This window comes from Adhaeribacter radiodurans, assembly GCF_014075995.1.
Taxonomy (GTDB): Bacteria; Bacteroidota; Bacteroidia; order Cytophagales; family Hymenobacteraceae; genus Adhaeribacter; species Adhaeribacter radiodurans.
The window spans coordinates 6,023,479-6,049,032 of the sequence record NZ_CP055153.1 but is presented as its reverse complement, the minus strand read 5'-3'; the positions used below and the strand labels follow the sequence as shown (position 1 = coordinate 6,049,032).

The 25,554-nt window shown below is 42.8% G+C and carries 19 protein-coding genes; 10 read left to right on the top strand and 9 right to left on the bottom strand.

Annotated elements, in window-relative coordinates:
- Positions 1 to 144 precede the first annotated feature (144 nt).
- A complete protein-coding gene (locus tag HUW48_RS24005; RefSeq protein WP_182413343.1) occupies positions 145 to 435 on the top strand; it encodes a hypothetical protein in 291 nt (96 codons plus the stop codon).
- A gap of 626 nt (positions 436 to 1,061) precedes the next feature.
- Here the strand turns inward: HUW48_RS24005 and HUW48_RS24000 are convergent.
- Complete coding sequence (locus tag HUW48_RS24000; RefSeq protein ID WP_182413342.1) at positions 1,062 to 2,168, bottom strand: DNA alkylation repair protein; 1,107 nt, start codon at positions 2,166 to 2,168, stop codon at positions 1,062 to 1,064.
- A 496-nt stretch (positions 2,169 to 2,664) separates the two neighbouring features.
- Here HUW48_RS24000 and HUW48_RS23995 point away from each other — a divergent pair, with 496 nt between their 5' ends.
- The 6 genes from HUW48_RS23995 to HUW48_RS23970 all read left to right on the top strand — a co-directional run bounded on the left by HUW48_RS23995 (position 2,665) and on the right by HUW48_RS23970 (position 6,474).
- Positions 2,665 to 3,252: a TetR/AcrR family transcriptional regulator gene (locus HUW48_RS23995; RefSeq protein ID WP_182413341.1), complete on the top strand. Its 588-nt coding sequence runs from the start codon at positions 2,665 to 2,667 to the stop codon at positions 3,250 to 3,252.
- A gap of 42 nt (positions 3,253 to 3,294) precedes the next feature.
- Positions 3,295 to 3,768, top strand: a complete 474-nt coding sequence (locus HUW48_RS23990) for a PaaI family thioesterase (protein ID WP_182413340.1) — start codon at positions 3,295 to 3,297, stop codon at positions 3,766 to 3,768.
- 23 nt (positions 3,769 to 3,791) lie between these two features.
- Entirely contained in the window at positions 3,792 to 4,559 is a 768-nt protein-coding gene (locus HUW48_RS23985) for an SDR family oxidoreductase (RefSeq protein ID WP_182413339.1), read from the top strand.
- Positions 4,560 to 4,587: 28 nt separating this feature from the next.
- Positions 4,588 to 4,794, top strand: coding sequence for a DUF2798 domain-containing protein (locus HUW48_RS23980; protein WP_182413338.1), 207 nt, complete (start codon positions 4,588 to 4,590; stop codon positions 4,792 to 4,794).
- A 28-nt stretch (positions 4,795 to 4,822) separates the two neighbouring features.
- Complete coding sequence (gene fabF, locus HUW48_RS23975) at positions 4,823 to 6,073, top strand: beta-ketoacyl-ACP synthase II (protein ID WP_182413337.1); 1,251 nt, start codon at positions 4,823 to 4,825, stop codon at positions 6,071 to 6,073.
- A gap of 203 nt (positions 6,074 to 6,276) precedes the next feature.
- Positions 6,277 to 6,474 (top strand): hypothetical protein, encoded by a 198-nt coding sequence (locus tag HUW48_RS23970; protein ID WP_182413336.1) that lies wholly within the window; start codon positions 6,277 to 6,279, stop codon positions 6,472 to 6,474.
- Positions 6,475 to 6,884: 410 nt separating this feature from the next.
- Here HUW48_RS23970 and HUW48_RS23965 read toward each other — a convergent pair whose 3' ends face one another.
- Positions 6,885 to 8,501 (bottom strand): Na+/H+ antiporter, encoded by a 1,617-nt coding sequence (locus HUW48_RS23965; RefSeq protein WP_182413335.1) that lies wholly within the window; start codon positions 8,499 to 8,501, stop codon positions 6,885 to 6,887.
- A gap of 802 nt (positions 8,502 to 9,303) precedes the next feature.
- On the opposite strand from HUW48_RS23965, the gene HUW48_RS23960 reads away from it, so the two are divergent.
- The 3 genes from HUW48_RS23960 to HUW48_RS27410 all read left to right on the top strand — a co-directional run bounded on the left by HUW48_RS23960 (position 9,304) and on the right by HUW48_RS27410 (position 14,361).
- Positions 9,304 to 12,453, top strand: coding sequence for a SusC/RagA family TonB-linked outer membrane protein (locus HUW48_RS23960; protein WP_182413334.1), 3,150 nt, complete (start codon positions 9,304 to 9,306; stop codon positions 12,451 to 12,453).
- 49 nt (positions 12,454 to 12,502) lie between these two features.
- On the top strand, positions 12,503 to 14,095 hold the full coding sequence (locus tag HUW48_RS23955; RefSeq protein ID WP_246343602.1) for a SusD/RagB family nutrient-binding outer membrane lipoprotein: 1,593 nt from the start codon (positions 12,503 to 12,505) through the stop codon (positions 14,093 to 14,095).
- A 134-nt stretch (positions 14,096 to 14,229) separates the two neighbouring features.
- On the top strand, positions 14,230 to 14,361 hold the full coding sequence (locus HUW48_RS27410; protein ID WP_262891474.1) for a hypothetical protein: 132 nt from the start codon (positions 14,230 to 14,232) through the stop codon (positions 14,359 to 14,361).
- Positions 14,362 to 14,726: 365 nt separating this feature from the next.
- Here HUW48_RS27410 and HUW48_RS27095 read toward each other — a convergent pair whose 3' ends face one another.
- The 7 genes from HUW48_RS27095 to HUW48_RS23925 all read right to left on the bottom strand — a co-directional run bounded on the left by HUW48_RS27095 (position 14,727) and on the right by HUW48_RS23925 (position 25,513).
- Positions 14,727 to 16,736, bottom strand: coding sequence for a c-type cytochrome (locus tag HUW48_RS27095; protein WP_246343600.1), 2,010 nt, complete (start codon positions 16,734 to 16,736; stop codon positions 14,727 to 14,729).
- 465 nt (positions 16,737 to 17,201) lie between these two features.
- Positions 17,202 to 18,887, bottom strand: a complete 1,686-nt coding sequence (locus HUW48_RS23945) for a PLP-dependent transferase (protein WP_182413333.1) — start codon at positions 18,885 to 18,887, stop codon at positions 17,202 to 17,204.
- Positions 18,888 to 19,488: 601 nt separating this feature from the next.
- Positions 19,489 to 20,070: an RNA polymerase sigma-70 factor gene (locus HUW48_RS23940; RefSeq protein WP_182413332.1), complete on the bottom strand. Its 582-nt coding sequence runs from the start codon at positions 20,068 to 20,070 to the stop codon at positions 19,489 to 19,491.
- A gap of 914 nt (positions 20,071 to 20,984) precedes the next feature.
- Complete coding sequence (locus HUW48_RS27405) at positions 20,985 to 21,113, bottom strand: hypothetical protein (protein WP_262891473.1); 129 nt, start codon at positions 21,111 to 21,113, stop codon at positions 20,985 to 20,987.
- Positions 21,114 to 21,388: 275 nt separating this feature from the next.
- Positions 21,389 to 22,897: a PQQ-dependent sugar dehydrogenase gene (locus tag HUW48_RS23935; RefSeq protein WP_182413331.1), complete on the bottom strand. Its 1,509-nt coding sequence runs from the start codon at positions 22,895 to 22,897 to the stop codon at positions 21,389 to 21,391.
- A 143-nt stretch (positions 22,898 to 23,040) separates the two neighbouring features.
- Positions 23,041 to 24,336 (bottom strand): amidohydrolase/deacetylase family metallohydrolase, encoded by a 1,296-nt coding sequence (locus HUW48_RS23930; RefSeq protein WP_182413330.1) that lies wholly within the window; start codon positions 24,334 to 24,336, stop codon positions 23,041 to 23,043.
- Between the two features lie 715 nt (positions 24,337 to 25,051).
- Positions 25,052 to 25,513, bottom strand: coding sequence for a RidA family protein (locus HUW48_RS23925; RefSeq protein WP_182413329.1), 462 nt, complete (start codon positions 25,511 to 25,513; stop codon positions 25,052 to 25,054).
- Between the last annotated feature and the right edge of the window lie 41 nt (positions 25,514 to 25,554).

The window sequence follows — 25,554 nt, the reverse complement described above, 5'->3', positions numbered from 1 at the left end:
TTTACTGCAATCCCTGCATCCAGTATATAGAATTAATTATGTTCAGTTACTTAAGATAAACCGGCAATTTTTAAAATGAACAAAATAAAGAATTCGCAATTAAATAGAGCTTTATAAAAAGTTAAAAAGTAAGGAGACATAATTATGATTACGCAGAATAAAAGACTTGTTAGTATTGTGCTCACCGTAGCGCTTCTACTGCTTATCCCATTCATAGCCATGCAGTTCACCAATGAAGTAGATTGGTCGTTGTTTGATTTTATGGTGGCGGGATTTCTACTGCTCAGTACGGGGTTCCTGTGTGAGTTAGTATTAAGAAGGATAGATAAAATGGAGCACCGAATTGCTATTTGTGCGGCTATTCTGGTAGCGTTGTTCCTTATGTGGGCAGAACTTGCCGTTGGTATTTTCGGCACCCCGTTCGCCGGAAGTTAGACGGTGAAATCTAGATATGCTTGTCTAAGGAATATAAACGGGAATAATAAAGTATATCCGGTAATTATGCGCAACCGCTTTCGGCAATATGGCTTTCATTAGGGAGACTAACTTTAGTAAATAGTGTTAAAATATTTAGCAGTAATGGACATTAAAACGGACTATAATTAATAGGCCATGCACATTTCCAGAACAAAGTTTATTTCCGGCTTCCTTATTTGGGCGTTTGCCTTTCTTGTGGGCACCAACTTGCTTTTAAACCAGCCACCTGAATCTTTCCTGGGATCAGAATCACAAGCAGCTTGGCAATCGGTCTTATCCCTATTCTGGCTCCTGTTAAATTTATTTTAATAGTACCTCTGTTACCTTTTATTAAACTCTTGCATTAAGATCCGGATACACCGCCTCTATTTTTTCTGGTTGGTTTTGCTTGCTACTGGACTATCCTGACCCTGATTTTCTATTCTATCTTCAGAAAAAAAATCAATTAGAAGACTTTTTTAACAAGATTGCATTCGGGCAGCTTTTGGAAAATTTGAAAAAAAGTAATAACGGTTGAAAGGGTTGAGTGGCCCGTTAAAAATATGGGGTAAAACATCTTTCTGAGTCATTGAAATTCAACGAGGTTATTTGCTAACCAAGTCAAAGGATTTAACGGCTTTTTCCTCACCGTTTAAAATTAAACCTAGCCGGTGCCCGCCCGGGTAAAACGTGCGGGTAGTAATTCGTTTGAAACTTTGCTGCCGGGTAATGGTAACTTCTTCGAGGGGTAAAAACAAGCGCTCGCTTATTTTAAATACTTTTTTGGCGTAAGTATTATTTTGCTTTAGGTAGTAAACAGCGTATTCTACCCGGATTATTTGGTTAGCCGATTGCTCGTTTTTAACCTTAAAAACAAATTCTAAGTTGCCACCAATAGGAACTACCGGAGTATTTACTTCGAAGCCGGAAAGAATTACGTTTTTAGCGGACAGGCCGTAATGGGTTAAGATCTCCGGGTGGCCTTGTTTAAGCAAAGTACGGCAGCCGTGTTTTATCAGCGCATCGGTTTCTTTGCTGGCACCCTTCCATTGAGTGGCAGTTTGTACTACCAGGTTCGGATGGTCTTTAGCAATATCGTTCAGGTTATTAGCTACACTACGCCGGACAATCTCCGATGGATCAGCTTTTAAATTTTCCAGAATAGGAAATATAGGAGTAGGATCTTTCTTTAAAGCCGGTACTGCCATTGCCCAGGGCAGTCGGGGGCGGGAGCCTTCGCTGGCCAGCCGCCGTACCTGGTATTTTTCGTGCCCCGACCAGACGAGCATTTGAGCCAGGGTTGGTTCGTAATAATGCCGCAAAAATGGCCGGATGGCAAATTCACAGGTAATGTATTGGGTAACGTGCTCCAGCAACTTTATCGAGTTTTCGTAATGGTTTAAGCCATAGGTTTCAATATAATCCGGCAAAAACAGGAACTCCAATCGACCTTCTCCGAAGCCATCGGCTTTTAACTGAGTGATAGTAGTTGGCAGTAATTCAGCGGCTTCGGCAAAATTAGCGGGCATAAAGGCGTGCAAAGCCTGGGTAGTATGCCGCATCCGCTCTTTTAACTCCTTCAATTCAAAATTTTCTGTCAGAACCAAAGAGATGAACTTCTGCTTATCAAAACTTGGTAGTACTTTTTCTAAACTTGCGGCTAACCGGTTATAAAAATTTGGCGAATAAATATCTTTCAGCAGCGTACTCATAAAAAACAAGAATCAAAATGTTCGGCGGTGCAAGTAAACGAATAGTTAATTAAAATCAGATACTTTAGAATGGCCGCAAAGTATCTTTTTTGAAGTTATAGTTTTATTTTACACCTGCCGTTTTACGCTCCTCTATAATCATTTACGTAACTGGATAAAATTAAATTTACTAAATTGATTATCAGGATTGTGGTAAGATACTATGGCTAGATAATCGGTTAATATCACCAAAGTCTAACATCTAATAGCTTGAAAATTTTGCTTCGTTATCTATAAGTTATTATAGTAAAACTAGTTAGCTTACTCCTTTGAGCAATTAACTTTATGCTGCTCTAATTATTAAATCGCACCTTATTTATTATTGCTTAATAATTCGGCAGTAACTCATTCCAACAATAATAATTTCTGTAAAAGAAAAATTGTTAAACTTTTTGCTCCTGAAATTTGTATAATATACCAAGTGGTATAAATTTGTACCATCATCAGTATTAACAAAGTGAGCAAAGCAGAAAGAACCCGGCAGTTTATTATAGAAAAAACGGCGCCTATTTTCAACACCAAAGGCTATGCGGGTACTTCTATGTCTGATATTACCGATGCTACGGGTTTAACTAAGGGCAGCATTTATGGTAATTTCGAGAACAAAGACGAGGTAGCATTAGCCGCTTTTGATTTTAATCTGGCACAGGTCCAAAAGATCTTAAATACCGAAGTAGAAAAGCAAACTACCCTTACGGATAAATTGCTGGTGTATGTGCAGGTATACGATAACTTTTTAAAATATCCCTTTCCGGTGGGGGGATGCCCCATTTTAAACACGGCTATTGAAGCCGATGATACCCACCCACTTTTAAAAAATAAAGCCGCTGAAGCCATTACGGATTGGAAAAGTAAACTAGCGCAGCTAATAAGTAAAGGGGTGCAAAATAAAGAATTTAGAGCCGACGTAAACCCTGAACAAACAGCCTTAACCATTATCGCCATGATTGAAGGTGCCATTATGATTACTAAACTCACCGGCAAAACCAATTTCCGGAAAGCCATCCTGCAATCCGTCGAAAAATTAATCCAAGGACTAGCTTGATTTTTTTGGTTATAAATATACCGATTGGTATAAATATAAATTGTGGAAACTACCAACCTGCAACCAGAATACTATTCCGCATTTAACCAACCAATATCCGGATTAGATTATTTAACCGTTATTATGAATGGTAATATTCCTTATCCGCCTTTGCTGCAAACGCTGGATTTTAAAGCTGTAAATATTACCGAAGGAGAAGTCGTTTTTAGTTTTATTCCGCAGCTGCTTCATAATAATTCTATTAATACGGTACACGGTGGTGTTATTTCGGCTATTCTGGATACCGCCATGGGTTGCGCTTTACATAGCACCTTGCCGGCTGGTACGAGCTATACCACTATAGAACTTAAAACTAATTTCTTAAGGGCCGTCACGCTTAAAAGTGGGGAACTGCGGGCAATAGGTAAAATAATTTATTTGGGCGGCCAAACGGCGCTAACCGAAGCGCAATTACTGGATACACAAAACCGGCTGTTTGCGCACGGGGTAAGCACTTGCCTCATTTTTAAAATTTAAAAAATTAAAACCAATACAACTTTATGAAAACAACTAAAAACACCATCCTGATTACCGGCGGGAGTGCCGGTATTGGTTTAGAATTAGCCAAACTATTAACGCAGAACCACAATAAAGTAATTATTACCGGCCGCAACCAAGAGCGCTTACAACAAGCAGCCATTCAATTGCCCAATGTTACCACCATTGCCTCAGATGTGAGTAAAGAAGCAGACGTAAATAATCTGGTAAACACGTTATATACTGATTTCCCAGACTTAAATATTGTTATTAATAATGCCGGACACGCTTTATTGTACGATATTACTAATCCCACGGCCAATGCCTTTGGTAAAGCAGCCGACGAAATGCATACTAATTATTTATCAGTCATCCGGCTAAATGAAAAGCTGTTACCAATTTTAAAGAATCAACCCGAAGCGGCTATTGTTAATGTGTCGTCGATCGTGGCTTTTGTGCCTGGAGCTTTGGCGGGCTACTCTGCGAGTAAAGCGGCCTTGCATTCGTATACCCAATCGCTCCGGATGGCTTTAGCCGAAACTTCAGCCATTAAAGTTTTTGAATTAATGCCGCCCTTGGTAGATACCGAATTTTCGCGACCAATTGGCGGACAAAATGGGATTTCAGCACGCGCCGTTGCCGAAGCTTTTGTGAATGCACTGGAAAAGAACGAATATGAAATACGGGTAGGCAATACCGAGCAAATTTATCAATTATTCCGTTCGTCGCCGGAGGCTGCCCTGCAAGCCATGAATAAATCGCGGGAGCAAGCGCAAACGCATAATAGTTAAGTTTTAAAGCTGCCTTAAATCTACTAAAATGAAGCAGAAAGTGGCTTTTGCTTTTACGATGGCTTTAATTACTACTGGTCTGGTATCTTTTACAATTATCTTTGTTAATTTAGGCTTTACTTTAAATTTTCTGCAAATCTGGTTTAAATCCTGGTTAATAGGTTACTTTGTAGCCATTCCGGCAATTTTATTTATTGGCCCACGGGTACAATGGCTGGTAAACAGGATGTTTTAAGCAAACTCTGGGATATCAGGGATATTATATGAAAAGAGTAGTAATAACAGGTTTGGGCGCCATAACGCCCCTGGGTAATACCGTAACAGAATTCTGGGAAAACATTGTAGCCGGTAAAAGCGGTGCGGCTCCCATTACTAAATTTGACTCTAGTAAGTTTAAAACGCAGTTTGCCTGCGAAGTAAAAAACTTTCACCCGGAAGAGTTTCTGGAAAAAAAGGAAATCCGGAAGTACGATTTATTTACCCAGTACGCTATTGCGGCTAGCGACCAGGCTATTCAGGATGCCGGGCTGGATTTTGCGCAAATGTCGGAAGCAGAAAGATACGAAGTTGGTGTTATTTGGGGAACGGGTAACGGAGGCATTGGTACATTTGAAGAACAACTGCGGGAGTTCCATAGCGGCGATGGCACGCCCCGGTTTAATCCCTTCTTTATTCCCAAAATGATTGTGGATATAGCGGCGGGCGTTATCTCGATCCGGCACAAATTGTATGGTCCTAATTATTGTACGGTTTCGGCGTGTGCTTCTTCCAATACGGCTATCATCAGCGCTTTCGATACCATCCGGATGGGCAAGGCCAGCATTATGGTAGCGGGCGGTTCCGAAGCGGCTATCACGGAATCATCGGTGGGTGGTTTTAGTTCGGCGCAAGCTTTATCCAAACGCAACGATCATCCCGAAACTGCCTCGCGGCCTTTCGACCAGGACCGCGATGGTTTTGTAATGGGGGAAGGTGCCGGCGCTTTAATTTTAGAAGAATTAGAACACGCCGTTAAAAGAGGTGCCCGCATCTACGCCGAAATGGTAGGCGGAGGCATGGCAGGCGATGCTTACCATTTAACCGGTACTTCGTCGAATGGATTAGGAGCGGCCCTGGGCATGGAAAAAGCGCTCCGCGATGCGCAACTTACCCCGAACCAAATTGATTACATAAACGCCCACGCTACCTCTACCGGAATCGGCGACTTGAGCGAACTAAACGGTGTTAAAAAAGTATTTGACGCCGTACCCGTAACTATTAGTGCCACCAAATCTATGACCGGGCATTTACTGGGAGCAGCTGGGGCCGTAGAAAGTATTATTAGTGTAATGGCGGTGAAGGAAGATATTATTCCGCCCACCATTAATACTCAAAATCTGGATCCAGCTATTCCGGAAGGATTAGAGTTAGTATTAAATAAATCTATTTCGAAACCGCTACATTATGTTCTAAACAATACGTTTGGGTTTGGCGGCCATACGGCAAGTTCTATTTTTAAAAAATATACGGATTAGATTATCAAGTATTCCTTTTTTCTGGGCGCTAGGATGAATTTGGAATTGGGAGATGGTAATAATAGCAATAGTATGAACGAGATCTCATTCTTACACTAGGTTGAATTAAAAAGGACTTTTGATAGAAATCAAGGCTTTACTTTGGAGCCGGTTCCCGCCTCCATGCTCGGGTGCTATCTAGTTTGATGCTTCAAGTTTGCCTCGTGGCCGGCTGGCCTCGTTTGGCTCTTTCGGGCGGTTTAGCAAACCTTGGCTCGTTTCACTACGCCATGCTGCTTTGCAGCACCGGAACGCTAAAAGGCCCTCAACAGCCAAACTGGTGTCAGTTGCTAGTAGCTACCTGGCTCAAGTTATTAGAGATAATAGAAAGAAGAGGTATTTATAAATTACAAAATTTATAAATACCTCTTGTTGTTTCCGGATTAGCATTCCCTTTCTCAAACACAATTCACAAAATTTGGGTACGAACAGTGCTTACCCTTAACGGATAAAGCCAGAAAAGCAGATGCTATTGGAAAGAACAGCAGTCGGGGCAACGAGGGCCTGCTGGTTTTCCAGTGCTGCAAGCAGCATTTCGACGTCAGGAGAAAAGGGAAAGCAGCCCGCCCTCATTGCCCCGACGAGGCCCGCCGGCTACGAGGCAAAACTTGAAGTCTCAAATTAGATAGCACCGCAGCTTGGAGACTTGAAAAGGCTCCACAGAAAAGCCCTTAATCCAACTGTATACAGCGTTGAATTTATACTCTTTGGTAGAAGTCAGGAGTATAAAGATATTTTCTAGGCGGAAGCAATCAAGAGCTAAAAATACAATCTAATCATTCTCAAACTGCCGCCGCAGCTTTTCTTCTTCCAGGTCCAGTAAGGCCAGGTGTTTGCGTATCACTTCTTCGTCTACTTCGGCCTTTTTGTTTATTTGGTGCAACAATTGGCGTTCGTGGGTTAATAAGCCACCCATAATTTCGCGGTAGCTTTCTATGTTATCGTCGGCCCATTTTTCGCCGGTTTCCGGCTTAGTAAAATGATCCAGAAAAGTAATATCGCTTTGCAGCCGAACATTTAAAATTTTTATTAATTCGTTGGTATCTAACTCTGCCGCGTATTTCTCCTGGATTAAATCTAATGCGGCATTTTTTAATTTTTTACGCACTTTTAAATCTTGCTCAGTTAAAGATAAGGGGTAATCCGTTTCTTTTGGGTTTACCCACCGGATAACCAAAGGCAGCGTTAAGCCCTGAAATACCAGCGTTACCAGAATTACCGTGAAGGTGATAAACAAAATAAGATTTCGCTGCGGAAAAACTTCGCCGTTACTCAGTAGTAGCGGAATAGATAAGGCCGAAGCTAACGAAACAACGCCTCGCATACCGGCCCAACCCACAATTAAAGGTTGCCGCCAACCTGGTTTGCTATCGGCGGTGGTAATAAACCGGCTGATAAACCTAGTAAATACCGAAGCGCCCATAACACACAAAAGGCGGGTAATAATAACCACCAGCGAAATAAGTAAACCGTATTTAATGGCATCGTTTAAAGAAGTATGGTCGCCGAGCTGTTTAACAATAATAGGCAGTTCCAGGCCAATCAGCATAAAGATAAAACCATTCAGGGCAAAGCCCACGGTAGCCCACACATTGGCTCCTCTGATCCGGCTCAAATGACTCAACATCCGGTGACTGTGATGTGATAAAAATAAACCACCACTTACCACGGCTAAGACGCCCGAAAAATGGAATTTCTCGGCGGTAATGTACATGAGGTAAGGCGCGATAAAAGTAAGCACGGTATCCATGCTGGGGGTAGTGGGCAACCACCTATGGATGGCGTAAAACACAACCGCCACGCCTAAACCGGTAAGCGTGCCCATAATAATAACCACAAAAAAACTGGTAACGGCTTCGTGCAAAACAAAACTGCCCGAAACTACTGCGGTTAAAGCAAACCGGAAAACAATTAAGCTCGACGCATCATTAAGCAAACTTTCGCCTTCCAGAATAGAAACTACGCGCTTGGGTACCTGCACGTCTTTTAAAACCGAAGTAGCCGAAACCGCATCTGGCGGCGAAATAATAGCCCCCAATAAAAAACCCAATGCCAAAGTAAAGCCCGGAATGAGCGCCTGCGAAATAAACGCAATAACGGTAGCGGTGAGAATGACCACTAAAAAAGCAAACGAACCAATTACCCGACGCCATTTCCAGAATTCTTTCCAGGAGGTATACCAGGCCGCTTCGTAGAGGAGCGGCGGTAAAAATATCAGGAATATAAGCTCTGGATTAACTTCAATATTGGGCAGTCCCGGAATAAAGCTTAGCAGTAATCCGCCTAAAACCAGAATAATGGGGTACGACACTTTTAAACGCCGGGCCAGCATCACTAAAAATAAAATAACCAGCAACAGTGCCAGGTAAAAGAACAGGGTATTTTGCATAGAGGCTACAAGTAGATACCGGCCTTAATGTTATTTAAAAAATTACATATTATAGCCATGTTCCGGCTAATTTTACAAGATCGCAAGATGTTTGTTTTCTGTTAATTCTGCTTTTTAGTTTCAGGAATTAATTACAGGTAGTTGCTGCCAAAACCCGGCGGTATTCTATTTTACCAATTCCTATTTTTAAATTTTTCTTAAATAATCATCCCCTGTAAAGCAGCTTCAATAATTTAATTAAACAACTCATAATTAATAGTTTAATTAGTATCCAGGCTATTTAAAACATAAATTTTAAATTTTCTTTCACCCCAAAAAAGTAAAGGCGTGTCTTTATAAGCAGAAAGACTTAAAGTCTACCCAGATTAAGCGCTAATCTTTAAACATCCATACTGAAGTCGATTTGTACGCAAGCATGGGAAGTAGGGTAAGGAACATTACTTTTGCCGGAAGAAAACGGTTCGTCTTTTCAAACTTCTTCCTTTAAAAGTAAATAAGGTGTAGCCGGGTTAATGGTTAATGGTTGGCTACACCCTTTACCGCACAAAGTAGTTTTAAATAAAACAGATACTTGCTTCTCTGGTAAACGGAATTAGGTGCTCCGGTTACCCTGGTACAAATCGACCTCCTTTATATAAGTATTATTTACTTTAAACAAGAAAGGAGAACCGCTTAAAGTTATAAAAATTTACTAATTCCATCCCTCTTTTAGTACCTGCTTCCCGGTTGGCTCTACGTCCGTAGTGCCTTACAATTCCTTTGCTTCGGGTTTTAAATCAAAAAAATACTAAAATGTTTTTGTATGAAAAGTGCTCTACTTTGGCTTAAAAGTAGGCTGTGGCCTATTTTATTTTTTAAAAATTCAGGTTCGCCTTATTATCTAAGTATGTTGTTGGCAGTATTCCTGTCTTTGACTGGGATAAATGCTTTGGCCCAAACAACTGCCGTAAAAGGCACGGTGCGCGATGAAAAAGGCGAAGGTTTGCCGGGAGTAAGTATTCAGGTAAACGGTACTACTCAGGGTACTATTACAGATGTGAATGGGAGCTTCACTATTAATGCGCCAGATAACGGCAACTTAGTTTTTTCTTACATTGGTTTTGTAAACCAAACCGTGCCGGTAAACGGCCGTTCCGTGATTGATATTGTTCTGGCGCCCGATGCTAAATCGCTGGACGAAGTAGTAGTAACAGCTTTAGGAATAAAACGAGAAAAGAAGGCGCTAACCTACGCAGTCACCGAAGTGGGCGGCGAAGCGCTGACCAAAGCTCGGGAAGTAAATTTAGGGAATGCCTTAGCAGGTAGAGTAGCTGGGGTTACCGCTAGTAATACCGCCACCGGACCTAACGGTTCCAGTCGGGTAATTATCCGGGGCAATGGTTCTTTAAGCGGCGATAACCAGCCTTTGTACGTGGTAAACGGCGTACCTATTAACAATACTACCCAAGGTTCGGCGGGTACCTTTGGCGGCATCGACCGGGGCGATGGTTTAAGCAGCATTAACCCCGACGATATTGAAAGTATTTCGGTGCTAAAAGGCGGTACGGCGGCAGCTTTGTATGGCTCCCGGGCTGCCAACGGCGTTATTTTAATTACAACTAAATCGGGTAGGGCGCAGAAAGGCTTAGGCGTAGAATTTAACTCCACGAGTACCTTTGAACGGCCGCTAACTTACCCCGACTGGCAGTACGAATATGGTTCCGGTTCCCGGGGTGCCAAACCTACCATCCAAAGCGAAGCCATTGCCAATGGCCGTATGTCGTGGGGAGCAAAGCTGGATGGTTCATCGGTTATTCAGGCAGATGGAGTTGCCCGGCCTTACGTGGCGCAGAAAGATAACATCAAAAACTTTTACCAGACCGGTACCACTTTTTCCAATACCTTGGCTCTGACGGGCGGCAACGAAACGGCCAACTTTCGGTTTTCAGCTTCAGATTTAAATAACAAAGGCATCGTGGAAAATGCTTCCATGAACCGCAAAACCTTTAATTTAAATGCCAATGCGAATCTGGGTAAGAAGATCATTTTTGAAGGTAATGCGCAATACAACATCGAAGTAAACAAAAACCGGAGCAACATCGCCGATTTTACCATGAACCCCAATGCGTCGGTGGGGGTACTGGCTACCAGTATTGATGTGCGCACTTTAGCTCCCGGCTACGACGAGAGAGGCTATGAAACCCCCTGGAACGATTATAACTTTGTGGTGAACCCATATTTTGCCATTAACAAAGTCCGTAACCAGGACGAACGTCGGCGCTTTATCGGGACCTTCAGTACCCGCTTTAACATCACTGATTTTCTGTATGCCCGGGCGCGCATCGGCATTGATTATTTTAACATCGAAGGTAATAACATTACTCCCACCGGTATTTTGTACAATGCCCAGGGCCAGATGAGTACCAATCAAAATACCACTTACGAAAACAACGCCGAAGTATTAATAGGGTTCGAGAAGACTTTCGGTAAGTTTTCGGTAAATGCCTTAGCGGGTGGCAACAAAATGCACAACCAGGTAAACGGCACTGATCTTTCCAGCGGTTTGCTCAACGCTCCGTTTCAGTACTTTATTGGCAATGGCAGCAGCCAAACCTTTGCTACTACTTTCCGCGAATCGGGCATTAATTCCTTGTTTGCCTCCGCCGACGTCAGTTTTAACAACATTTTATATTTAACCTTAACTGGCCGGCAAGATTGGTTTTCTACTTTATCGGTAAATAATAACAGCTTGTTTTATCCTTCGGCGGGTTTAAGTTTTGTTTTCTCTGATGCCTGGAACAGCAAACCCGCCTGGCTGGATTACGCCAAAGTAAGAACATCCTGGGCGCAAGTGGGCGGTGGCGCTCCAAATCCCTACGGCCTGGATTTATCTTATACCGCGCAATCGGTTACGCACCTGGGTCAGCAATTAATGGGTATTACCGGCAATACTATTCCCAATTCTTTAAAACCTTACACTTCTACTACCGCTGAAGCCGGCTTGGAAATGAAAGTTTTCCAAAATCGTTTAGGCGTGGACGTAACCGTTTATGACCGGACGACCACCAACGACATTGTTAACGCTACGGTGCCTATTTCTTCCAGTTATAACAGCGTGTCGTTAAACGTGGGAAAAATGCGCAACCGGGGCATTGAGTTGCTCTTAACCGGTACGCCCATTAAATCGGCCAAAGGTTTTAGCTGGGATGTAAGTTACAATATGGCCTACAATCAGAATACGGTAATTAAAATTGCCGAAGGCTTAACTAGTCTGGCTTTACCGGGTGCCCGCCCCCGCACCGAAAACGCGTATATCTACCATTACGAAGGCCAGCCCTTTGGCATGATTGCCGGGTTCCAAATGAAGCGGGATGCCAACGGGAATATCGTGTACAATAAGGCTAATGGTTTGCCCATGCAAAGTGCCATTACGCCTTTGGGCCGCGGCGTACCGCCTTTAACCACTGGCTTAACCAACAATTTTAATTACAAGAATTTCTCGTTTAGCTTTTTACTGGATGGTCGGTTTGGTTCTAAATTATATGCCTCTACCAATGCCTACGGCACTTATTTTGGCCTGGATAAACGGACCGTGGAAAATAACGTGCGCGAAACCGGCGTAACCGTAAACGGCGTAGACCAGAACGGCGACCAATTCTCGAAAGTGGTGCCGGCGCAGGATTATTACCAAGGCATTGCTTATACCATCACGGACCAGTTTGTGTATGATGCCAGTTTTGTAAAAGTGCGGCAGCTTACGTTCGGGTATTCTTTACCGCAAGCCATTCTGGCCAAAACGCCTTTCCAATCCATTAGCTTGTCGCTGGTAGCCCGCAATTTGTGGTTGCTGTACAGCAAAGTACCTAACGTAGATCCGGAGTCGAATTACAACAACTCCAACGCGCAGGGTTTAGAAAACTTTGGGGTGCCTACTACCCGCAGTTACGGGGTTAACTTGCACGTGCGGTTTTAACCTTTTTTGTACTGGTTAATTAGTATTCTTTCTATTTAAAATAATCGATATGAAAAATATACAAATACCTTTCTTTCGTCATGTTCGGCAGATAATGGTGGCAGGCGCCCTGTTGTTAACGGCTTGCGATAATGGTTTTGAAGAAATGAACAAAAACCCGAACGCTTACATTGAGCCGGTGGTGGGCAGTTTATTTTCTTACAACATTATCCGGACAGCCGGAGCCAGCGACGATAATACGTTGTACCCCAACGATAAGCTTTCCGGGGCTTTCATGCAGTTTTTTGCTTCACTCAACCCTTACCAATGGACCGGCGATAAATATTTAGCCAAAGCTGGTTACTCCGATGGTTTGTTCAATGCTGGGTACAACGTGGAGCTAAAAGAAAATATTCAAATTTTAAATTTAACTAAGGACAACCCGACCCAGAGTAACTTGTACAACATTGCCCGTATCTGGCGGGTGTACATCATGCACCGCATTACTGATATGTACGGCGATGTGCCTTACTTTGAAGCGGGTCAGGGTTATATTAACGGTCTGTACAAACCCAAATACGATCCTCAGTCGGCTATTTACGCCGATATGCTGAAAGAACTGGACGAAGCGGCACTGGCCCTGGACCCGGCCAAGCCATCTTACGGTGCCGCTGATTTTCTGTATGCCGGCAACACTGATAAATGGAAGAAGTTTGCTTATTCGTTGATGTTGCGCCTGGGCATGCGTCTCACCAAAGTAGATGCGGGCATGGCCGAAAGCTGGGTAAAGAAAGCCATTGCCGGCGGCGTGATGCAGAGCAATGCCGATTTAGCCAAACTGAACCATACCGATGGAACGGCACTACAATTTTACTGGAGTGGCCGCGAGTTGCGGGGTGGGGAAGGCGTACCGCCTTCGGCCAAAGGAAAAGGCTACGGCAAAATGGCCCAAACTTTTGTGGAACATTTAAAAACCACCCAAGACCCGCGCCTGCCGTTTTACATTACACTGTGGCCCGGCAACGCCGACCCGACGCAATTACCCACTAGTACTGAGCCGAGCAAGCAAAAAGGCTTACCCAATGGTTACGATTATTCTACTATCAAAACTATTATCCCCAACTGGACGGACGATATGCTGGCGGAGTATTCCGAAATCAATTTAAATACGGTGGGCAACAACGCTACTCCCAGCATTTTCCAAAGTTACGCCGAAGTAGAGTTGTATTTAGCCGAAGCCGCTTTGCGGGGTTGGGGGCCCGGCGATGCCAAAACGCACTACGAAACCGCGGTAAAAGCTTCCATGGATATGCAGCCTTTGTACCCGGGCGGCATGAGTGTTACCGAAGAAGAATACGCTGCTTACCTAGTCGCTAATCCTTACGTGGGAGGTAGCTTTGACGAACAGATGGAGCAAATCCATACGCAATTATGGGCTTCGCTTTTCATGAACAATATTGAGGTGTACGCTAACTGGCGCCGTACCGGTTACCCGAAGCTAACTCCTACCAACTACTCTGGTAACGAAACGGGTGGCCAGATTCCTCGTCGCTTGCCTTATCCGCAATCCGAGGCCAGCTTAAATACGGAGAACTACGCCGAGGCAGTGAAGAATCAAGGCCCGGATTTATTTTCGACGCGGGTGTGGTGGGATAAAGAGTAAATTAGTAAAATCAAAAAGAGCCGGTAAGTTATACCGGCTCTTTTTGATTTTACTAATTTACTTTTCTTACCTGGAGCCTGTGCCAGTCTCCAGTTGGCAGCGCTGATGCGGTTTGAATCGGCTGAGTTTGCCTCGTGGCCGGCAGACCTCGTTTAGCTGTTTCGGGCGGTTTAGCGAACCTTGGCTCACTCCGTTGCGCCATGCTGCTTTGCAGCACCGGAACGCTAAAAGGCTCTCAACAGCCAAACTGGTATCATTGCATTTAACTACGGCTTTCCTGAATCTTTAATAAATGAATGAAGCTCAAAATGAAATTTTAAAAGTTGTTTGCTATACACCAAACGTCTTTCCTTCAGGTGTAGACATTGCCTTTCTTTTGATAAGTGATTAGTGACCTAATTTATAAAATAGTAAGTGTATTTGCAGGCTCGAAAATAAATTCTGCGGCATAAGCGAAAGAAGCTTAGAGCGAGATGATTTATCCTTTAAAAGAAAAGGCATCCGGCAGATTTTAAACCTGCCGGGTGCTTTTTCTTTTAATCAACAATAAGTTTTACTAAATCGAGAAGTCATTACTTCATTAATGTCTAGAATCTAGATTCTTGTGTCTAATTTTACTTGTGTCTAAAAGTTAAGCTTTCTTTTTAGTTTTAGGCGTATTTTGCGCGCTGGCTTTGGAGCTTTTCGGTAAAGTTATCTTCCAGATATTTGCGTCGGATTGGCCGGCATATTCCATGATATACACTTCGTTTCCAACCATTACCGCATCAACCGGAGCATTAAAATTGTCCACGAGGCGGTAGGTTTTAACAAAATAATTATCGGTGGCCGGGTCATAAGTTAATTTTAAATGCAGTAAGTCTCTGCCTTCTTTCCGGAGTAGGTTATTGGCCCCAACTCTGCCGCCACCTGTATAGCGCATTACAAATCCATCGCCTCTAAATTCTTCGGATAAAACTTTTTTGGTATCAAAAAATAAAGCCAGTGGTGAGCTGTGCGCATTAAAGGTGCTAACTGCCTGACCGGTTAAATCGCCATCGGTAACTTTGCCGGAGGCTATGTCGCGGTATTCGTTGGCGGCCGGACCTAAGTTTTGGACCCCTGGAGTAAACTTAACTCCAGTTGGAGGTTTCGGAAAAGTAGGATCGTCGTGGAAGTATTTTACAATCCAGGCGTGGGCATTTTTACTAATAAACGGGTCGGTTTCGGGACTAGGGTTCCATCCCGGATATTGCTGCGGATTATCAATGCCGCCAAATACCCAAGGAAAACCATAATGATGACCTTGCCGGAGCCAGAACATATCTTCGGGCGCGTCATAATCTGGTGAGTTGGATACCCCAAATAAATTTCCGCTCGGGTCAAAAGCCATGTCAAAAACATTTCGTACACCTTCGGCAAATAAATAGCCATCAGCTTTTAGCTTTTGCACGTCATCAGGTAATAGCAAATTCTTCGCATTAATTGGGAAACGGTAAATTTTAGCGGTTAAAGCGTTGTCGCGGGCATTGGGGTAGGCTCCCCGGTTATCCTGTACTTCGCCATGGTCGGTACGAGCCCCGGTATTTACGTAAATAAATTTTCCATCCGGACTTACTTCCAAAGCATTCCAGCCGTGGTCGAAGGTGGTAGCGTTAGTGCCGTATTCTACGGTGTTAAATACTTCGGTCATTGTAGGTTTTCTGCCGGTACCTAAATCGTAGCGTACCATGCGGCCGGTAGTGCCTTTGCCGTTATTTACGCTGGTATTGCCGCACAAAAACAAGCTGTTGTTATGGAAAACGGCTCCTTGTAAACGGATAATACCATGCTCCGCTGCGGTAAATATTTTTTGCGTGCGGGCATCTTTTTTATCAATATTAATAATTCTATAAACGTCGCCTTCAAAAGTGTTATACCAGAATTCGCCGGTTTGCGGGTGGCGGAATAAACGAATAGCCGATGGTCCAATTTTCATTACGTGCGATACTTTTATATCGGGCCGTAAGGAAGTGGGTGTTTTAATTTCAGGCCCGGCTTTAGTCGCTTCAGCCGCAGGAGTATTAGCGGTTGTAGAAGCAGGTGGAGCAGAAGGAGAAATATTTTGCTTCGGTTCCGGCGATTTAGTAGGCGTTGCGGCAGTCTTCGTCTCCGGAGATGGTTTTGCCGGAGTTGTATTGGGTTGTGCGGTTGGTTTAGAAGTTGGAGCACCTGCCGCTGTGTTATCTACGGTTTCGCCTAATTTACGCAGGTAGGCTACTAATTGCCATCTTTGTTCTTCGGATAAGGATTCTTTAAAAGGTGGCATGTTGCCCCGCCCTTCGGATAATTTCCAGAATAAGGCTCCATCGCTTTGTTTTTGTACTACCGGCGAATGGAAGTTGGCCGGCTTTATTCCCATGGCACCACCGGCCGCGCCATCGCCGTAGCCATTTTCGCCGTGGCAAGGAGAACAATACATTACAAATAATTCTTCGCCCTGGGTTAAGGTAAGTGGTTCTACCGGGTACGGGCTTTTTAATTTGTCGGCGGTAGGTGGCGCTACCCATCTTCCTCCGTCCTGTAAAAAGGCCGAGGTATCAGTTACAGAAATATAAGAAGTTAGCCCACAAATACAGATACTAGCGGCTACTAAATACTTGGTTAAGGTTGGTTTAAGCATTTATAATGGTAAACTTTTTAGCTGATGCTAAATTTAAAATCCGGCAATTACTAATATAAGGTTTATTTAGCAGATAGAGGCGCTTTTAAGGGTAATTATTAAATGGAGTAAATGCTTCGGCTATTTATTTCTTAAGGCACTTTCCCGAATTTTCTTTTCGCAATATTGTCAGATATTGGTTAAATAAACTTCCAGAGTATTTACAGGAAGAGCTTAAATTTTACTTCCTAAAAACTTCCAAAAGCTTAAAAGAAGAAGGTAGAAATTCAACTACTTAATTCCTCTTTGAAGCAGAAATATCAAATAATTAAGCATTAAGGTAAATGCAGTTGAAGTAGGAGAACAGCCCTCTGTTTCTGTCCTTCAGAAGGAAACTATTTAGCTACGTAGTTAAATAGTTTCCTCCTGAAGGACAACTTTACTTTGCAATTTACCTCAGTCACAATTAAAGATTTACTTTATTGCTTAGCTAGATAAAGGCGGACCAATTGGTACGAATATGGTTTGGTGCGAATCGGGGTAAACGTATTTTTTAGCGGTAAATTTGGCCGTCAGGTACTCGCCCATGTGGATATCGCCGGACATGGTATCGCCGGCAACGGTGCCGGAGAAAGTAAAACTGATACCATCGCCGGGTGCCCGGTACATACTTCGGAAAATTACTTTATCGCCTTCTAACGTGCCAGACATATCCCGTACATCAAAGTCGCCTTTGTGCGAACCTTGCAACCAATTGCCGTCTTGTTTTTCAACGAACAGCGTGTGCTGGCTCTGGCTATTAAAAAAGTTAATAGTAGCATCCCAGCGGCCGGTAATATTAGTGCTCGGCGACTTCATGGTAGTAACCCGCGGCGGGCGTTTCCGGGCAAGTACGTCATAAATCCGGTCGGCCACTACTTTATCGTTGCCTGGTTGCATCATCCAGGAACTAATGGATAGACCTGTTACATTTGGATCGGGAGTACCGTTGCGGTTACCGTTGTAGGTACTTAGGGCAATGCGGGGTTTGGTGCTGGATAGCTCGTTGGCTAATTCAATCCCAATAATATTTAATTTAGCCGGGTCCCAGGAAATGATTAGGCTAGGTGTGTGGTTAGCTAAACCGGTTGGTTCTTTAATGGTGGTTTGTACGCCGTCAATCTTTTTAACCCGGTTGGCAATGGTGTCCAGGTAACCCATCCAGGTTTTGTACTCTTTGTCGTGGTCGCGTTTTACCCAGGTTTCTACGGCGGCTAACATGCCCATTACTTCTTCGCGGCCTACTTTATTATCCCGGCCAGGTCCGTGGTGCGGGGCACTGGCTTGCCAGGCAGCCATTAAAATGTCTTTTTTACCTAGCAGCAAACCGGCGCATTGCGGGCCCCGGATACCTTTACCACCGCTGTAAGCTACCACCGAAGCACCTTTCTGCAAATGTACGTTCGGGATGGTTAACATTTCCGCGGCCGCATCTACCAGAATTGGAACGTTTTTCGGTTTGGCAATGGCGGCAATACTTTCTAAAGAAAGCGGACCCGAAGCAGGTAAGCCATCGGCGTTGGCGTAAATCATGGCCGTACGTGGGCTAATGGCGCTGCGTAGTTCATCCTCCGAATCAACCATTATAATTTTTACCCCAATGTTCCGGATGGCGTGGTCGTACACGTTGCGGGAGTCTTTCGGAATAATTACTTCGGTTTTATCGAAACCGGCTAAATCCGGAATCCGAATTAATTTTTCCGGATTGCCGCCCGTTACACAGGCTGCCGTAACGTGCTTCATACCCGCGGCACAACCCGACGAAACCATACCCCATTCGGCTCCGGTAATTTCTGAAAGTCGTTTGCCCACTCCCAGCGCTAACTCATCTAATTGTACAAAATAACGACAGGCATATTCCATGGCTTCCCGTACTTCGGGCAATTCCACGGAAGCACCAATAATGGTGAAAGTTCCGCGGCAATTAATAATAGGTTCCACCCCGATAGATTGATAAATATTGGGTCCTGCTTTGAGTGGTCCCATCATTTCCGGGCTTTCCGTGCGCTTCATGTAATTTAATAAATCGAACTCGGAAGGCGCTTCCGAATGCGCCATAGCCGATTGACTAGCGGCCACCACTCCGCTAATTGGCAAAACGGACAAGCCTTTAAGAATATCTCTGCGTTTCATACTACTATTTAAAATGAGGGCATTTTTATTTTTGAATGGATGAATTTTGGTTTCTAATCTGTATCCAGGAAAGTAAAATAATTTCTTTTCTGATTAAGGTTACATTTAGTAAAATATTACAATGTAATGAATATAAATAAGGAGTAAATGGGGAGTCAAACAATAAAAAACTAATTTGTTCCTGCTAGATTTTAATTGAACTCATTTAATTCCTATCCTTTATTGGTTTGTTCTCGCCCATTTAATTTCCTGATTATTTAAATGCTGTTTTCTGTTTTGTTACGCCGATGAAAAAACGATTAGTACAAATTCCGGGCACTATTAATCTTTAAAAAATACTTATTAATATAGTGTTAATTTAAAGTAACAGAAGAGATTTAGCAATTTTTATCGGTTTAAGTAAAGACACGCCACTAAGCTTTTCGGGTGAAAGAAGGGAAGAATTTCCTGTAATTTATTTAAGAAAGAAAAACAAATGATTTCTTCTGCTTTTAACAAGAGAAGGTTATAGTTTATGAAGTAGGAAGTAATGCCTATACGTTGTGCTAAATATTTAACTAGCAGGTATTTACTGATTAAATAACTAATAACTACTATTTGCTTAACAAAATGGATAATCAAATAAAACCAGCAGTAAGGCAAACGTTTCTGGGTTAAGCCGCAGACGGAGTAACTGCATGGCCCGTTGTTTTTGAGTTTTAACGGTGTTAATGGAAATGCCTAATGTAGCCGCGATCTCGTGGTTTTTCATGCCTTCCAGATAACCCATCCGCGAAATGCGTTGGCAACTTTCCGGTAAAGTTTGAATGGCCTGGTGAATTTCAGCCAGTACTTCAGATTGAATAATATAATTAACTACAGTGGTTTCTTCTACTTCGGCGGGGGTAAAATTACTCTTATATTTTTCTACTACCTTTTCATGCCGGACAATATTCAGGCTGGAATTCTTAACGGTAGAATATAGAAAGTTTTTAATAGCCACCGGATTCATGGTAACCTCTTCTTTGTGGTCCCAGAATTTAATAAACGCTTCCTGTACAATGTCCTCGGCTTTAGATTTATCCGCCAGAATCTGGTAAGCGAAGTAAACTAACCGGGAGTAATAGCTTTTAAAAAATTGTTCAAAAACTTCTTCCTTGGTAAGTTCTGCAAAGTTAGGCTCCGACTTTTGGCATATTTTCATAACTTTTAGAAAGGGGCAAGTTAAAATTTTATGGGTTTATGGTTTAAAAGTAATAGTTTTATCTAAAGATAGGTAATATTTGCAGTATAATTTGCAATAAAAACCACTTTTTGTAGAAATATGCTTAAAATTTAAACTCACTTCTAGTTAGCAGAAGTTGCCTGCCGAGTATTAAGGATTGGGTTTGGGTTTGTTTATTTGTTAACGGATTACCCGTAATTTATCAAATTGTAATCAAATTATAAAGCCCTCCTTTATATTTAGTAAAATTTTTAGTAAACTTTTTCAATATAGAGTAATTCTTTACAAAAGTATTCCAAGATTTTAGGTCTGATTCAATTAAAATTTAACTTGTAAGGAAACATAAAAGAGGTTTTCTGATCTGAAAATCAGGCAAGTTGGGGATATTTAGTGGTATAAATCCAGTACTGTATTAAGTTGAATAAAAGGTATTCTTTGGAGCCTTTTTAAGACTACATACTAGGGTGCTATCTGGTTTGATATTTCAAGTTTTGCCTCGTGGCCGGCCGGCCTCGTTCGGCTCTCTCGCACTCGCTATCCTTTTTTTTCCTCGAATCCGTCTGCGGAATACTGATGCGCAGTACCGGAAGCTTAGCAGGTGCTCCATAGCCAAACTGGTATTGTTGGGAGTAGCTACTGTTGCCTCCAGAATATTAACTATAGTATTTTAGTAAAATTATAATTTTTAAAGCTTACCGTTTCATATGGGTTTGCCTTCCTGATGGATTTGCTTCCTAAATTGAACCCTTCAATCGTATTCATCATTCAGGAGGAAACTAGTTGGTTACGTAGTTAACTAGTTTCCTCCTGAATGATGAATACATTTAGCTTATTTTATGCAGGCACTCAATTAGTAGATGCTCTAATTGGTTAAAACTCAAGAACAGTAGCTACTAGCAAAGACACCAGTTTGGCTGTGGAGGGCCTTTTAGCGTTCCGGTGCTGCAGAGCAGCATGGCGCAACGCAGTGAGCCAAGGTTCGCTAAACCGCCCGAAAGAGCCAAACGAGGCCAGCCGGCCACGAGGCAAACTTAGGCTTGTCAAACTAGATAGCACCGCAGCCTGGAGGCTTGAAAAGGCTCCAAAGAAAAATAGTAAATAGGCATAGGTAATTTAAAAACCTTTAAGCCGAAATTTGATCCTATTCGTTATAGAATAACGTTTACACAATTAGTTATTAAAAGCAAAAATCCCAGATTTTATCCGAACTGCATCCGGTAAAATCTGGGACATAGATTAAAGTTTAGCTAAATTTCTTTGTTAAGTCGGATATAATAAATTAAAAATCTTAATAGGCTTATTTGCTGTTATTTTGACTGACAAACTCGGTTATTTTGGCTTTAGAATCTTTGGGTAAAGTAATTTTCCAAAGATTGCCGCCTACCCGGCCGCCGTATTCAATTACATATACTTCGTTGCCCACCATTACGGCATCACTTGCTTCTTTAAAGCCATCTACCAGGCGAGTGGTTTTTACGAAATAATTATCAGCGGCTTTGTTATAGGTTAAATCCAGGTGTAATAAATCGGCTCCTTCTTCGGTAAAAGGTTTCATTAAACTGGAACGGGCGCCTAAAGAATACCGGATTACAAAACCATCGCCTTTTAAATCTTTGGCCAAAACTTTCTTCTTATCAAAAAGCAAACCCAGCGGCGAAGCGTGCGGTGTAAACGTACTAATGGTAATTCCGGTTTGGTCACCGTCTACTACTTTGCCTGCGTTGGTGCGGTACTCGTTGGCATCTGGTCCCAGGTTTTGTACGCCGGGGGTAAACTTTACGCCTTCCGGTCTTTTCGGAAATTCAGGGTCGTTGTGGAAATACCGTACCTGCCAGGCATGCGCAAATTTATTGATGAATGGGTCGGTTTCCGGACTTGGTTGCCAATCGGGGTATTGCTGCGGATTTTCGATGCCGCCCATTACCCATGGAAAACCGTAATGGTGCCCTTCCCGGATCCAGAACATATCTTCGGGCATATCATAATCCGGGGAGTTGGAGACGCCAAACAAGTTGCCTTCACCATCAAATGCCAGATCGTAAGCATTGCGAATTCCTTCGGCGTATAGATAACCATCGGCTTTTAATTTAACTAAATCGTTGGGTAAAAGAACGTTTTTAGCAGAAATTGGAAAGCGGAAGATATTGCCCGTTAAAGCGCCATTACGGGCATTGGGGTAAAGCCCGCCGTTGTCCTGTACCTCGCCGTGATCGGTACGGGCCCCGCTGTTAACGTAAATGTATTTCCCGTCGGGGCTTACTTCCAGGGCGTTCCAGCCGTGGTCGAAGGTAGTTTTGTTGGTGCCATATTCTACGGTATTAAATACTTCCGTCATGGTAGGCTTGCCCGGAGTGCCCAGGTCGTAGCGTACCATGCGGCCGGTAGTGCCTTTGCCATTATTTACACTTGTATTGCCGCATAAAAACAAGGTATTATCTAAAAAAACAGCTCCCTGCAAACGGATAATGCCATGTTCCTGCGCCGAGAATACTTTCTGGCTGGCAGGCGTAGCATCTTTATTATTTTTTATCTGATACACGTCGCCATCGAAAGTAGTATACCACAAATCACCGGTTTTGGCTTGATACAACAACCGGACGGCTTTGGGTTCTACCGTCATCACGTGGCTTATTTGAATATCTGGCCGTAATGCCCGCAATGGTTTAATGGCCGGAGCATTGGTAGGCTGCGTGTTGGGAGTAGTTTTTTCAGGGTCTTTAATATCCTGACTCAGGCATAATCCGGGAATGGCCAATAAAGCACCCAGAAAGCAAGCCCGGTTTAAAAAAGTAGAAATAATTGCCATTGTGGGTATCCTAAAATTTTCTTGTTCACATTTATAAGTCAATTATTCTGAATCTGGAGGAGCCAACCCCTTAACTGAATCTAGTTTTTAAATTTTTAATTAAGAAGTTGGTTCTGATTTAAGAAAATGGCTTACGCTACCGTTTAATGTGTTCGGGATGATTGCGTAGTTGGGCGCGAAGCAGGAGCGTTCCGGGGTAATACCACCGGCGTAGTAATACCATTTAAATTGTATACTACTTTGCCGTCGCGTACGGTAAGTTCGCATTCCAGCCTTTTATCGGTATCAATTTTATAACCGGTATAATCAAACAAACCAAATTTACCTTTGCGCACCCCCAATACCGCCACGTCGGCCGGGGCACCTACGGATAAATGACCTAGTTCTTCGTGTTTAATTACCTGAGCAGGGGTCCAGGTGCTGGCTTTAATAACACTTTGCAGATCCATGCCCATCGCCAAAAATTTAGACATGGTGGTAAGCATATCTTTCATGGCCTCGTTCATGCTACCAATGTGAATGTCGGTGCTGATGGTGTTAGGATAAAATTTATTAGCCAGGGCGGGTACGGCCTGTGAAAAGGCAAAACTAATTCCGCCGTAACCCACGTCAAATATAATTCCGCGTTTCTGGGCTTCCCACACAAATGGCTTTACTTTTTTGGTAGTTAAATCCACAATGTATTCACGGCTAGCTAACTGGCCGAAAGCGTGCGTGTAAATATCGCCGGGGCGTAAGTGTTTGGTAAACAATTCTTCAATAGAAAGAGGAGGGTTGCTGCCCCCAAAGTCAATCATTACCGGCAGGCCACCAGCTAATTTACCCGCTTCCACGGCGCGGTCTACGGGAGTCCAGTCCGGACCTTCGAAGTGGGCTACTTTAAAACCTACCACGTAATCTTTGTATTGCCGTGCGGTATTAGCCGATAATTTAGCATCCATGTCGCTGGTGTTTTGCTCGTAATTGCCCCCACGCATGCCTTCTCCGGAAATATTTAAAAAAGCCAGTACGCGGGTTTTAGAAGCATCAATGGTTTGTTTTTTATAGATGGGGAAGGTGCGCCAACCTGGGCTACCGGCATCTACCACGGTAGTTACGCCATTCCGGAAAGTAAAACCATCCGGCGGAAAAGCATTGGGTCCATTCATGTACGTCTGGTCCATGTTGGTGCCGTAAAAATGGTGCGTATGGATATCAATTAAACCCGGTGTAACGTACAATCCTTTGGCATCTACCACCTGTATGCCTTGTTTAGCGTCGATGTTTTTAGCTACCAGAGCTATTTTTCCATCTGTAATGGCTACATCCATGGGGCTATCAATATTGTTCTTCGGATCAATCACGTGCCCACCTTTAATAACAATGTTGTAAGGTTGGTTCTGAGCAAAAACGAGCGTGTAAGGTAACAGGCACAAAGCGGCAATTAAAGTTTTTAGCATTGCTTCTAAGTTAAATTCTTAAACAATAATCAATTAGTCCTTCAGCTTAAAATGAAGAATGAAGGATAAAGAATCGGGTAATTATATTTCTCTAAAAAAGTAATTTAATAAAGGAAAATTGTTTTAATAATTATGATTTACTAAAGGTAAATCGTGTTTTTAAATACAGCAAAGCATTAAAGTAGATATCCTAAATCCTCCCCCAGCCCCCTCCAAAGGGGAACTTCTCTTCAAAGCAGCGTTTTAAATTAAATAGGTGCCTTAAAAGGCTCATAAAATTTGATCTGCTGCTGCTCCGTAGCTAAATAGGTTCATTCTGAATGACACCATGGATAGAATTTTAAAAATTTAAAATTTTGCTAATCTACTATGCAACAAGTAGCACTAACCAGGTGCAAAGAATGACGATAAACTATTCGAGCGGTCAGCGAATTTATAGCGTCTTGACTTTTTTGGTTCTTTTTGTGTCAAGACAAAAAGAACAAGAAAGCGAGCAATGAAACAACTTCAGGTAGAAATCACAGCTAATCAGCTAGTTATGCGAACGAAAGCTTTAGATAATTATAACCAGCTTGCATTTAAAGTAAGACACGGAAGTAACTTCCGCGCCATAGTAGTTATTTAAAAAATTTCTTTTCTAGGCCAAAAGCTTTTCTCAAAGATAAACAATACAGGAAAAAAGCCTTCGAACCCAGAAAAGAAAAAATTTAAAAAATTACACGTAAGCGATGCAATCCATTTCTACGAGCGAATCGCCGGGTACACCGCCGTAAGTTGCAACTGTGGTACGTACCGGAGGTTTGCTGCCGAATTTGCCTTTGTACACTTCGTTCATGGCTTTGTAATCGTTTAAGTCAGCGAGGTAAACGTTTACTTTTAACACCTTCTGCATAGAAGAACCCGCCTTGGTTAGCTCGGTTTCTAATTCTTTTAATACGTGTTCGGTATGCGCTTTAATATCGCCATCAAAGTGAGCTCCTTTACCCGCAACAAAAATTAAATTACCGTGCTTGGTAGAACCAGAAAATAAGGGTACATCCTGGTAGTTGGTAATGTTAAAAGCTTCTTTTTCTGAGCTTTCCAAACCGTTCGCTTTGGCAGCTAAACCAAATCCGCTAATGCCAGCCACAGAGGCAAGTAACTTTTTTAAGATGGATCTTCTAGGCGTCTTGTTCATTTTTATAATGGTTTTAAATTATTTAAGGTTGTAAGTTACAC